Annotated in this window: 8 protein-coding genes; all 8 read right to left on the reverse strand. The window is 63.2% G+C overall.

The window, feature by feature from the left end; translation table 11 throughout:
- Positions 1 to 75 precede the first annotated feature (75 nt).
- Entirely contained in the window at positions 76 to 1,218 is a 1,143-nt protein-coding gene (locus KB554_RS03020) for an iron-containing alcohol dehydrogenase (RefSeq protein WP_141429254.1), read from the reverse strand.
- 408 nt (positions 1,219 to 1,626) lie between these two features.
- Positions 1,627 to 3,657, reverse strand: coding sequence for a SurA N-terminal domain-containing protein (locus tag KB554_RS03025; protein WP_141429252.1), 2,031 nt, complete (start codon positions 3,655 to 3,657; stop codon positions 1,627 to 1,629).
- Between the two features lie 230 nt (positions 3,658 to 3,887).
- Positions 3,888 to 5,150 carry a hemolysin family protein gene (locus tag KB554_RS03030; RefSeq protein WP_141429250.1) on the reverse strand — a complete coding sequence of 421 codons (1,263 nt, stop codon included), beginning with the start codon at positions 5,148 to 5,150 and terminating at the stop codon, positions 3,888 to 3,890.
- A gap of 2 nt (positions 5,151 to 5,152) precedes the next feature.
- A complete protein-coding gene (gene lptC / locus KB554_RS03035) occupies positions 5,153 to 6,133 on the reverse strand; it encodes an LPS export ABC transporter periplasmic protein LptC (RefSeq protein ID WP_211034924.1) in 981 nt (326 codons plus the stop codon).
- 22 nt (positions 6,134 to 6,155) lie between these two features.
- The gene (locus KB554_RS03040) at positions 6,156 to 7,493 is read right to left on the reverse strand and encodes an enzyme of heme biosynthesis (protein WP_179954806.1); all 1,338 of its coding nucleotides are present in this window, start codon (positions 7,491 to 7,493) and stop codon (positions 6,156 to 6,158) included.
- A gap of 77 nt (positions 7,494 to 7,570) precedes the next feature.
- Positions 7,571 to 8,953: a hypothetical protein gene (locus KB554_RS03045; protein WP_179954805.1), complete on the reverse strand. Its 1,383-nt coding sequence runs from the start codon at positions 8,951 to 8,953 to the stop codon at positions 7,571 to 7,573.
- On the reverse strand, positions 8,928 to 9,668 hold the full coding sequence (locus KB554_RS03050; RefSeq protein WP_211034925.1) for a type III pantothenate kinase: 741 nt from the start codon (positions 9,666 to 9,668) through the stop codon (positions 8,928 to 8,930). Before KB554_RS03050 ends, KB554_RS03045 begins: the two co-directional genes overlap by 26 nt.
- Complete coding sequence (gene mfd, locus KB554_RS03055; RefSeq protein WP_211034926.1) at positions 9,665 to 12,994, reverse strand: transcription-repair coupling factor; 3,330 nt, start codon at positions 12,992 to 12,994, stop codon at positions 9,665 to 9,667. Before mfd ends, KB554_RS03050 begins: the two co-directional genes overlap by 4 nt.
- Between the last annotated feature and the right edge of the window lie 14 nt (positions 12,995 to 13,008).

A 13,008-nucleotide genomic window follows, 5' to 3' on the forward strand; every position in this document is an offset into this window, starting at 1 on the left:
CTCTCTCCCTTTCGCATGAAAAATCCCCGCAGTCTCCGGACTGCGGGGATTTTTCATGCAGGCTCATCCGGTCTCTCAGAGACAGGCCTCCAGAATCCGGCGGGCCGTGGCGCCGTCCACGTTTCCGGCCTCGCCGTACTTCGCGCCGAGGGCGTCGAAGCGCCGCTCGATTTCGGCGATGGTCTCCGCACCGATTCCCTCCTCCGAAAGACGGGTCGAAAGCCCCAGGGAGCGGAAGAACCGTTCGGTCGCCTCGATCGTCCGGTCAATACGCTCCTCCTCCGTCCCTTCCGTGACGCCCCAGATGCGTTCGCCGTACTGCAACAGCTTCCCGCGCTTCTGTTCGCGCAGCACGCGCAGCGTGCCGTTGATGACGATCGCCAGCGTCGCGCCGTGCGTCAGGCCGTGCAGCGCCGTCAGTTCGTGGCCGATCATGTGCGTCGCCCAGTCCTGCGTCACGCCCATGCGGATCATGTCGTTCAGCGCCAGCGTCGCCGCGAGCATATACTCCGACATCACCGCATAGTCGCGCGGCTCGGCCAGGGCGCGGGGCGCGATCTCGATCACCGTATGGAGAATCCCCTCGGCCCAGCGATCCATCAGACGCGACTGCCCGGGAGTGGTCATATACTGCTCCAGCACGTGTACGAAGGTATCGGAAAGTCCGCAGGCGATCTGCCGCACGGGCAGGGAGTAGAGCGTCTCGGGATCGAGGATCGAAAAGACGGGATAATCCCCGTAGAAGGCGTACTTCTCCTTCGTCTCGTAACGCGAAATGACGGCTCCGTTGTTCATCTCGGAGCCCGTGGCCGACATCGTGAGCACCGTCGCCAGCGGCACGGTCTTCCCGGCCTTTCCCTTCAGGACGATCTCCCAGGCGTCGCCCTCGTAAAGCAGCCCGGCGGCGATGAGTTTCGTGCCGTCGATCACCGAACCGCCGCCCACGGCCAGCAAGAAATCCACCCGACGCTCCTTGCCCAGCGCGATGGCGCGGCGCAGCGTCTCGACCGACGGGTTCGCCTCGATACCCCAGAACTCCACGACCTCGCGTCCCTCGAGCGCCCGGATCACCTGCTCGTAAACGCCGTTGCGCTTGACGCTGCCGCCGCCGAACGTAATCATGATGCGTTTGTCGGCGGGAATGAGTTTTGCGAGCCGGGCGATCTGCCCCTTGCCGAAAACCAGCTCGGTCGGATTGTGATAGATGAAATTGTTCATACCGTTTATCGTTTGTCTTGTGTGAAATCTCCTGCACGAAGCGGGCCGCAACGACGGCCGGAACCCTCCCGTCCCGGGAACGGGCCCTCCCAAGGACTCCGGACCTGCTGCGCTCTTTACAAAGATACGAAAAAGAATGCCGCACGACGCACGGCCGGAGTGGAATTTTTACGTTTCGGGAAACGCGCCCCGGGATTCCGGACGGAAAATTTCAGGACATGTCCGGCAACAGGACCGCCCTCCCCGGGCCGAAATCGGGCGGCACGGACCGTTCCGGCAGCACGGCATACCGCCCTTCCCGACAGAGACGGAAAATCCCCGGACGGGAAAACCGATCCGGGGATTCGCTCTTTCGCGGCACACGCACCGCAGACGGACCGCCCCGCGCAGGAGCGCGGGAAGGTCGGATTAGAAATACTTGCCTCGCAGGTCCTGAATCTCGGCCATCTGCTGCACGGCCGGAATGGCGAACTGCTGCGCCATGCTCTCGTTCATGGCCTGCGCACGGACCTTCTCGCCCTCGGCGGTCTGCTTGTCGGCAGTCTGCACGTCCTCCACCTCGAAGACATAGACGCCCGACATACCCTTCACGGGAGCCGACACCGCACCTTTGTCCGACGAGGTGATCGCACCCACCAGACGCGGCTCGAAGCCCGGGCCGTCCACATAGAACGAACTGAAAGTCACATCCTTGAAATCGGCCACCTCCGTGCCGAGGCTGGCGGCCTGCTCGGCGAGGCTCGAACCCGAAAGCTGTCCGACGATATAATCGTACTTCTTGTCGCGGAGCACCTGCGCACGGATCTGCGCCGACATCTTCTCCACCGAAGCGTACTCGTCGTCGTCGATCTCGGTCAGCATGGCCACCACGTAGTCCTTGCCGGCGGGGAAAATCTCCGACACGTCGCCCGGCTCGGCGCCGTAGGCCCAGCGCGTAATGTCGCGCGAATCCTCCAGACCGCGGATCGTGCGCTCGCCCTGCGGAATCACCGCCACACGGGGCGTCACGGCAGCCGTCGAAGCCGCCTCGGCGAACGTCTCGGCCGAACCCTTGGCATTCACCATGAAGGAGCCCGCCTCGTTATGCACGGTCCGGCGCGTTTCGGCCGAAGCCTCCACCGGATAGGTGATCGAAGCGACCTGCACCTGCTTCACGGGTTTGCCGGTGCGGTAAACCTGCATGAGCTGGATCGCATCGCCCGAAGCGATCTTCACGATATCGCCCTGCCTGGCGTCGCCGAGCGCCTCGGCGAACTCGCCCGTAAAGGTCGAGAAGGGCAGTTCGCCCACCTCGCCGCCGTTGGCGGCCGTCGCGTCGTAAACCGAATACTGCGCGGCGGCAGCGGCGAAATCGGCCCCGCCGCGAAGCGCCGTCAGCAGGCTGTCGGCCAGCTTCTCCTCGGTATAGGGCAATACGATATGGCGCACGCCGATCGTGTCGGGAGCCATCTTCGACGACAGCACGCGGGCCATCGTCCACTCGTTGTTCTTCAGCACGGGACCGTAGGTCTTCCCGGCCATCAGCGCCTCGGCCTCCTCCTCGGAGAGCTGGGCGGCCGACACGTAGTTGTCGGCGACCTTGCCGTTGCGGTTGCCGCGGACGAACGACTTGAGTTCTTCGGTGACGGCGAACTCCTTGCCGACTTCCGTGACCTTCTTCTCGAGGTTCAGCAGGTCGTCGTCCGTCGGAGCGACCTCGAACACGACATAGGAGATCGTGCGCGACGGCAACTGCCGGAACAGGTCCTTATGGCTGTTGTAGTAGGCCCGCAAATCGGAATCCGAAACGTTGAACAGCGAATCGGGAACCTCCGAATACTTCTTGCCGGCCCACTTGCCCGCATAGGTGTCGTTGGCCGCCTCGACGCCGCGCGCCACTTCGAGCGCATTGACGTACACGCCGCCCCTGACCAGTCCGAAGAACTTCTGCATCTCGCGCTCCATGCGAGCCTGCTCGTTGAGCTGCGCCCACGCCTGCGCCGCCTGGGGATTGGCCTCGGCCTGCGCCAGGAAATCGGAGACGGCGGCCACGTTGTAGGCACCCGTGCGGGGATCGGCAAAGGCGTTGAAGAAGGTCTGCGAAGGCTGCTTGCCGCCGGCCATCGCCATCCGTTCGGGCTCCGTCACGCGCAGCCCCAGCCGCTCGAACCCGGGCGTGAGCACGTAGCGGGCGATGAGCGACTGCCACGTGGCGTTGGCCAGCATCGCCGACTGCTGTTCGTCGCCCTCCTGGGCGCCGCTCTGGCTCTTGATTTTCTCGTACTCGTCGTAATACTCCGAATAATTGATCTTCTCGCCGCCGATCACACCGACCCGCGGATCGTTGCCCGAGAAACCCATCTCGGTTTTCAAAGAGAGGATGAATGCCAAGAGGGCAAGGGCGATGATGATCGAGAGCACGATGCCGAACTTGGTACGTAAGGTGTTTAAACTTGCCATATAAATAGTTAATTATTCGTTTTGTTTCGAAAGATCAGCCAAAGGTAGTAAAATTAATTGTAAAAACGACAGAAGACCGGAAGAAAAATACACCCCGGAAACACCCCGTTCCGCCGCCGCCCGTTTCCGCTCCGCAGGGCTCCTGCGGACGGTGTCCGGCCCGGCAAACCGGCCGCCGCCGGAAGGCAGGATGCACCCCGGGAACCGGACGCGGAACACGCCGGACGGCGTCAGAGCCTTTTCACCCGCGCCAGTTCGATGCGCGAGCGCGTCGTACGGAGGATACGCAGTTGCAGATCGCCGATCACGACGGTCTCCCCGGCCGAGGGAATCCCCTCGTAATTGTAGATGATGAAGCCCGCCAGCGTGTCGTACTCCCGGCTCTCCTCGATACCCAGCCCGTATTTTTCGTTGAGGTACTTCACCTCCAGCCGGCACGACAGCACGTATTCGTCCTCCCCGACCCGCTTTTCCGTCAGGTCGGGAATGTCGTGCTCGTCCTCGATTTCTCCGAAGATCTGTTCCAGCACGTCCTCGAGCGAGATCACCCCCGCCGTGCCGCCGAACTCGTCGATCACCACGGCGATGTTCGACCGGTGCTTGATGAAATTCTCCAGCACGGATTGCAGGGGCATCGTCTCGGGCACGAAATTGACCTCCATCATCACGTCGGCGACCTGTGCCGGACGCGTGAAGAGGCTCTTCGAATTGACGTACCCCACGATGTTGTCGATCGACCCGCGCCAGACGAAAATCCGCGAATACTTCGAATCGACGAAACGCGCGGTGAGCTGCCCGATCGAGGTCTCCTCGATGTCCACCGCCTCGATGTCCACGCGCGGAACCATGCAGTCGCGGACGCGCAGGTCGGCGAAGTCCAGCGCATTCTGGAAAAGTTTCAGTTCGTTGTCCGGCTCGGCGTGCTGCTCCGTATTGTTCGCCTCGAGCAGGGCGGCCAGGTCCTCGCGGTTGAAGCTCGGCGTGATGTCCTGCTCCTTGACGCGCCGCCCCAAAAGGCGCAGGATGCCGTGCGAGAGCAGCGTCGTGAAGCGCGCCAACGGATAGAGCAGAATGTAGAAGAAGTAGATCGCCGGCGCCAGGGCGCGGTAGTAGAAATTGGGATTGTTCTTGAAGATCGACTTGGGCAGGAACTCCGCGACGAAGATGATGACGAGCGTCGATACGGCCGTATCGAGCGCCACGGAGCCTTCGAGGGCCAGCGACTCCCATCCCAGAGCGCCGTAGGTCTCCCGCAGCAGGAGCGACATGGCCAGCGAATAGACCACCAGCGCAATGTTGTTGCCCACGAGGATCGTCGTGATATACTGCCCCGGATGACGGGAGAAGACCTCGGCGATGCGGTCGAACATCCGGCTCTGCTTCCGGTCGATCTCGAGTTTCAGGCGGTTCTTGCTCGTGAAAGCGATCTCCATGCCCGAAAAGAAGGCCGACAGCAGCAGCATCGCAAATATGAGAATGACAATCGAAAGCATCGCTACCGGGTTTCGGATTTCAGGGATTCGACCGGACGCACGCCCTCCGCCGGAACCTCTGCCGCCGGAGTCTCGGCCGCCTGCACGGGTACGACATCTCCGGACTGTCCGAGCGGCCGGAGCTGAGCCTTCGACACCTGCAACGGCTGCGGTTCCTGCCCGGCTGCGGGAAACCGGACCGCTTCGGACGCACGCGCCTTTCCGGACGGACGCTCCGGGGCGGAATCCGTCAGCCGCGGCCTCTCCGGTCCGGCATCCGAACGGCGGACCGCCGTCCGCCGCGGCTCCCCGCCGCTGCCGGATTTTACTCCGCCGGACGATTCCTCTTTCGGATCAGGCCCGCCCGCCGCACCGTTACCGGCGACGTCCGCAGCCCCCGCGGGAGCCGGCGCCGACGCCGTCGAGTCGGGCGAGTTCTTCATCTCGACCTCCATGCGCCCCTTCATGCGGCGGAAACGCCACTCCTTGAACGAAGCGTCCGACTCGAAGCCCTCGCCGATGAATACGTCGCGGCCGTTGTTCTGCACGATCTTCGAATCGACGTTCGAATAGACCTTGTCCGTCTGGGCATTCCAGAAGAGCTGCTGGGTGTAGAGCGTCTTGCCGTCGGACTTCTCGACCACGACATTGCCCTTGGCCTCCCACAGCTCGCGCTTCTCGTAATAGATGGCGTAATTGGCCGTCAGCACCGCATCCACCGTCGAGAGCGAATCGTCCTTGTAGGTCGTGATCCGGATGCCCCTGCGAAATTCGCGGTACGGTTCGCGGGCCAGCGTGTAGCCTTCGAGCTGCGGCGCCGTGAAGTGGTACGACCGGCGGCCGTTGCGCGACATGATGATCGAGAGGCTGTCGCTGTACTCGGTCATCATCGTCTCCACGGAGCCCTCCGGAGGCGTCTCCCGCTCCGCACAGGAGAATAGCAAGATAGCACTCCCCGCAACGGAGAGTGCTACCCTACCATATTTCGTCAGGCGTTTTTCCATCTACAACGCGGAACTGTCCGCTTTAGCGGGGACGCACCGTCGTGGTGACACCGGCAGCCGTGCCGCAGGTGACCGTATAACGCGCCCCGGACTGCAACTCGTTGAAGAAACACTCCTCGGAGCTGGGGAAGTTGTTGCGGAAGGTCGAAAGCGCGCTCTTGGCGTGCTCGAGGTATTCCGAATCGCTCGGCAGCAGCTCGACGGCCTTCGACATCGTGTCGTAAGCGGCCCAGAAGGTAGCCTGCCCGGCGAAACCGCCGCAGGAAGCGGCCGAAAGGCCGTAGCACTGCGCCAGCACGAAGTAGGGCACGCCGTCCTCGGGATTCAGGTCGCGGGCCTGACGTGCGGCCGCGGCGGCTCCCGAAACATCGTTGGCGGCCAGGCCGACCAGGCCGATGCGGGCCAGCAGCTTCTGACGCTCGGCATCATCCTTCTCCACGGCCAGCGCCTCGTTCAGGTAGGTCATGGCCTTCGCATAGTCGTGCTTGTTCTGGAAAACCTGGGCCAGCGACAGCGCCGTATTGGACGACGGCTTCACCGCATAGAACTTCTCGGCCGTCGCCAGGAAGAAATCGCTGCTGCAATCGGCACGCGACATCAGCGCCACGGCCTGCGCGAGCAGCGCCTCGTCGTCGGGAGCGGCGGCCAGCTTGGCGCCGAAGAGCTTCTCCAGGTTCTCGCAGCTCGCGGCGCCGCTCACGCCGAACGCCGTGTCGAACTGGCCCTTCATCTCCGCAGCCTCGGGATGTTTCTCGAAGAACTGCGAAAGCCGGTCGTACTCGGCGATCACCTCGTCGGGCATCACCTCGTCGGTGTTCTTGTAGTCGTCGCAGAGGTTCGAGAAGTAGGCCACCACGGTCTCCGGATCGGCATTGTCGCCGCCGGCCTCGAGGGCCTCGCGGAACGCCTTGCGGATGCCGGCGCGGTCGTTGGGCTTATAGGCCAGGTACTCGCGGGCCTTCTGGTCGAGGATGAAGGCGAGCCCCTGCTTGGCGTTGTCGCCGAAATACTTGGCGCGCAGGTCATAGATCTGCATCAGCGAGTCGATATAGGCGTTCTTCTCGGTCACGTTCTTGGCACGGTTGATCTTCTGCTTGTAAACATTGGCGCCGCGCTGGTAAATGGCCACCGAAGCGTCGGGGCAACTGTTGAGCAGGTCGCGCAGGTAACGGGCGGCCGCATCGTAATCGCGGTTGTCGTACGACTCCTTCAGGAAATTGCTGTTCAGAATGTTCTTCTCCCGCTCTTCCGGGGTGTCGCCCCATTTCGCGTACTGGGGGCCACTGAAATCCTGTTGTGCCATCGCAGCCACAGCGAACAGCGTACAGGCCGCGGAAAGCAGAAATTTAACGTTTTTCATCGGTCAGATTAATTTTTGTGCGTTTTATGTTTGTTTTTTGTTTACCTGTCCGTATTCGTTTGCCGGCTCCGTCCCGGTTAATCGTACTTGGGCCGCGAGAACCAGTACTCGCCGTTCTCCTGAGCTCCGGCGAAGAGCGTGAAGCCCACGGCGAACTTGAAGTACTGCTGCCGCACCAGTCCGACGCGCTCGGCGACGTTATACCCGCGGCGGCCGTACTCCACGCCCACGTCGATCGAAGAGATCGCCCAGAGCTTCACGGGAATGCCGAATCCGGCGGTCACGGCATACTGCGCGAGCCGGTCGCCGTTGAAGGTCTGGTTGTGGTAACCGTAACGGAATCCCGCCCGGTAGGACCAGCGCTTGAGAAAACTGCGCACGTCGTAGCGCGACGGCGTGTACTCCACGCCCACCTTGAACGTGCTCGTATTGGTATAGGCCACCTCGTAGGAGGTCCTTGCGTCGCCCGAGCCGCTCACGCCCGTCATTTCGGTCGCGGTGTTGCTGTCGCCCCAGTTCTGGTAGGCGTAATCCACGCCCACGGCCCACTTGGCCGTCTGGTAGTAGATGCCGGCCGAAAGCTGCCGCGGCAGCACCATCTTCAGATGCGTCGTGTCGCCCTTGACCGTCGTATTGTAAATGTCGCCGACATAGATGCGCTTCGTCACCTCGGGATTCAGGTCGCCGCCGATGTCGAACGCCGCGCCGATCGTGAGGATGCGCTTCTGGGTCAGCACGGGGCTCCACTGCACGCCGACCTGCCCCTTGACGCTCGAAATGCTGTAATTGTCCAGTCCCACCGACGAAGTGTAGGTTCCCTCGCCCGTGATGGCCGTCGGCGTCATCGTGAAGGTGCGGTCGATGCTGCCCCAGTAGTATTGCGCGGCCACGCCGACCGAGAAGTTCTTGAACACCTCCCAGCCCAAGCCGAGCTTGACCTCCGTCACGTCGCCCTCGCCCTCGTAGTTGTACTGCACGCGCCCGACGTTGCCCCACACGGGATCCGACGGGTCGTACTCGTGGTAATACTTGGTCCGGTAACCCACCGAGCTGTACGGCGTGAGGCTGAACCCCAGACCGAGTTTCCGCGCCACGGGCATCTGAAAGGCGATGTCGTGGAAATTGAACGTATTGTAAGCCGTGCTTTTCGACTGCCCGGCCACCGTCTGCGAGTTGTAGTAGTTCTGCCCCTCCAGCCCGAAGTTGAAGAGGAACGTCTTCTGCGGAATCGAACTGTACGCCGCCGGATTGAGCAGATTGACGACTCCCGTCGAACGCATCGCGACACCCACGCCGCCCATCGAGCGCATCGGCAGCGTACCCGGAGTGTTCAATTCGCCGATGCCGTACATCGTATAGGGGGAAAAGGCGTTTATGCTGCTCGTCTGCGCCCATACGGCGGCGGGAAAGAGCGCCGCGGCCGCGACGAGAAGCTTAATCAAGGTGTTCTTCACTTGCATTGTACTCTAAAATTCTGTTCAATCCCCAAAAGACGAGATTACAATTTGCAAATATCGTATTTTTAATTCTTTTCGCAAAGAAATTCGTGTCCCCTCCGGTAAAAATTACGCACAAATCCTCAATTTCGCCCTGCATGCGGGCGATATAACCCTCGATTTCGAAGGCCAGCGAATTCATCACCCCGAGGCGCACGGCCTCGTCGGTGGTCCGCCCGAGCAGCTCCGCGGAATCGGTGGCGTCGCACAGCGGCAGCGCGGCCGTGTATTCGTGCAGCGCGCGGAACCGCATCGCCATACCGGGCGAGATGCAGCCGCCGCGGAACACACCGTCGGCCGAGACGAAATCCAGCGTCACGGCCGTCCCGAAATCGACGATCAGCGCATTGCGTCCCGGGTAGAGCGTCGCGGCTCCCACGGCCGCCGCCAGCCGGTCGCGGCCCAGCGTCGCGGGCGTGAGGTAGGCGTTGCCGATCGGCACGGGCGTCGCCGGAGTGAACTCCAGCAGGTAATCCGTATGCCGCCGCACCGCCTCCACGATCGCCGGAGCTTCGCCCCGCGTCGAAGCGACGACGGCCCGCGCGGCCCGCGCGCCGCCGAGCAGCCCGGCGAAGGTCTCTTCCCGCAGCTCTCCGACGCACTGCTGCGCCACGAGCCGGCCGCCGTCGAAAACGGCGAGTTTGAGGAGCGTATTGCCTATATCGACGACGAGATTCATAACTCCCGGAGCGTTTTGTAGGCGTCCTCGACGTCTTTGACATTCCTAACGGTCATCGCCAGCCGATTATTGTGCTGCTTGAGCACGAATCGGTCGGGGCGCTGCGTAACGCGCTGCAACAGCTGCATGAAGGTATCGCTTTTGTAATAGGGCGAATTTTCCTCGCCCACGAAATGCACGATCATCAGTCCGTTCTTGACCTTCACCCGCTCCATGCCCAGCCGGATGGCCTCCCAGCGGAGCCGCACCACGTTGAGCAGCTCCTTCGCGGCGCGCGGCAGCGGGCCGAAGCGGTCCGCCAGGCGGCTTTCGAAGGCTTCGAGCGCCGCCTCGTCCTTCGTCGAGTCCAGTTCGCGGTAGAGCTTCAGGCGCTCGGCCTGCTGCGCCACGTAGCCGTCCGGCAGCGAAGCCTCCACCTCGATCTCGATATGGGCGTCGTCGATGAAACGCAGTTGCTCGACCGCCTGCCGCTCCGCGGCGTCGAGTCCCGGAAGCTCCAGCCCCTCGGCCCGCAGTTCGGCGACGGCCTCCTGCATGATCTTCTGGTAGGTCTCGAAACCGATGTCGGCGATGAATCCGCTCTGCTCGGCCCCCAGCAGGTTGCCCGCGCCGCGGATGTCGAGGTCCTGCATGGCAATATTGAATCCCGACCCGAGGTCCGAGAACTCCTCGATGGCCCGGAGCCGGCGCCGCGCGTCGGGCGACAGCAGCTCCTCGGGCGGCGACAGCAGGTAACAGTAGGCCTTCTGGTTCGAACGCCCCACGCGGCCGCGCAACTGGTGCAGGTCGCTCAGTCCGAAGTGCTGGGCGTTATTGACGATGATCGTATTGGCGTTGGGAATGTCGATGCCGTTCTCGACGATCGTCGTCGAAACCAGCACGTCGAATTCCCCGTAGATGAAGTCCATGATGAGCCGTTCGAGCTGTTCGGCAGGCATCTTGCCGTGTCCGACGGCCACGCGGGCCTTCGGACAGAGGCGCGTGACCATCCCCTGCAAGGTCTGCAGGTCCTCGACCCGGTTGTGGACGAAATAGACCTGCCCGCCGCGCGCCAGCTCCCTCTCGACGGCGTCGCGGACGATCTCCTCCGAGAAGACGTGCGACTCGGTGAGGATCGGCTGCCGGTTGGGCGGCGGCGTGGAGATCACCGACAGGTCGCGCGACCCCATGAGCGAGAATTGCAGCGTGCGCGGGATGGGCGTGGCGGTGAGCGTCAGCGTATCGACCGAAACGCTCATTTCGGTCAGCTTCTCCTTGGCCGCGACGCCGAACTTCTGCTCCTCGTCGATGATGAGCAGCCCCAGGTCGCGGAAGACGACCTGCCGGCCCAGCATCTTGTGCGTGCCGATCAGGATGTCGATCTTCCCCGCGGCCAGGTCGGCGCAGATCTGCTTCACCTCCCGGGACGATTTCGTGCGGTTGAGATACTCCACCCGCACCGGAAAGTCGCGCAGCCGCTCCATGAAGGAGCGGTAGTGTTGCAGGGCGAGGATCGTCGTGGGGACCAGCACGGCGACCTGCTTGCCGTCCACGGCGGCCTTGAACGCCGCGCGGATGGCCACCTCGGTCTTGCCGAATCCCACGTCGCCGCACACGAGCCGATCCATCGGCTGGTCCGACTCCATATCCTTCTTGACGGCCGCCGTCGCAGCCTGCTGGTCGGGCGTGTCCTCCCAGCGGAACGACGCCTCCAGCTCGTGCTGCAGGTAGCTGTCCGGCGAGAAGGCGAACCCCTTCGAAGCCTTGCGCTTGGCGTAGAGCGCGATGAGCTGGCGCGAGATGTCCTTGACGGCCTTCTTGGTGGCGTTCTTGAGCTTCTGCCAGGCGCCGCTGCCGAGCTTATAGACCTTCGGAGGCTCCCCGTCGCCCGACTTGTAGCGCGCGATGCGGTGCAGCGAATGGACGTTCACGAACAGCACGTCGCCGTCCTTATAGACGAGCTTGATCGCCTCGTGCGTCTTGCCGTTCTCCTCGATCTTCACCAGCCCGTCGAAACGCCCCACGCCGTGATCGATGTGCACCACGTAGTCGCCCGGGCGCAACTGGTTCAGCTCGGCGACGGTCATCTGCTCGTCGCGCCGGATCTCGCCGTTGATGCGGTAGCGCTGGTAGCGGTCGAAAATCTGGTGGTCGGTGTAGAGGCACAGCTTCAGGTCGTTGTCCGCGAACCCCTCGTGGAGGGTCACCGGCAGCGACCGCACGACGGCCTGTCCGCGGCCGATCTGGTGGAAGATGTTCTCCAGCCGCTCGACCTGCGCCTTGTTCTCCGAAAGAATATAGGTGTCGTATCCCCGCAGGGCGTTGCGGATCATGTCGTCGGCGAGCATCTCGAAATTCTTGTTGAACTTCGGCTGCGGCGCCGTCGAAAAGCGCACCGTCGCCGTGGCGGGCCGCTCCGGCAGGTTGTCGCGCAGCAGCAGGAGCCGCGCCCCCGCCAGATCGGCCAGCAGGCCGTTGCGGCTGGTCAGCAGCGAATCCGCCTCCTCGGGACGCTCCATGTCCGCGAGCGTTTTGCGCCGCACGTCGTTCACCCGGCGCAGCACGTAGTCCGCATCGTAAAACCACCATGCGGCCTGCGGCCCGGCGAACTGCGCGAGGGAGACGCGCGCGCCGCTCCGCGCGGCGTTCAGGTCGGGGATGATCTCCACGCGGTCGAGCCTGTCCGACGAGAGCTGGCTCGATATGTTGAACCGCCGGATCGAATCGACCTCGTCGCCGAAGAAGTCCAGACGGTAGGGTTTGCTCTCCGAGTAGGAGAAGACGTCCACGATGCCGCCGCGCACGGAGTACTGCCCGGGTTCATAGACGAAATCCACGCGCGTGAAATCCGCATCGGCCAGCTCCTGCTCGAGCACCTCGATCGAGAAGCGGTCCCCGACGCGCACGGCGATCGTCCCGCGCCGCAGCGCCTCCGCATCCGCGACCCGTTCGGCCAGCGCCTCGGGATAGGTGCAGACCACCAGATAACCCGCTCCGGAAAAACTCCGCAGGGCGTTCATCGTCGCCGTGCGCTGCACGACGCCCTGCGCATCCTCCGCACCGTTGGCCGCCGAATGCTTGTAGGAGGAGGGAAAGAAACAGACGCGCTCTTCGTCCAGCAGGTTGTAGAAGTCGTTCACGAGGTAGGCCGCCGCGTCGCGGTCCTCGGCGACGAAGAGGTGCACGCCCCCCGTCCGCGCGACCGCCGCGGAGGCATAAAACGAGAGCGCCCCGCCGACCAGCTCCTCGAGATGGACGACGGCACGTTCGCTCCTGTATTCGCGGCACAATGCGTCGAGGGGTTTCGACCCGGCGGCGAACTGCGCCAATTGCTCACGGACGGTCATGGATGACACTTCGA

Source organism: Alistipes sp. Marseille-P2263, from assembly GCF_018101075.1.
GTDB classification, from domain to species: domain Bacteria; phylum Bacteroidota; class Bacteroidia; order Bacteroidales; family Rikenellaceae; genus Alistipes; species Alistipes dispar.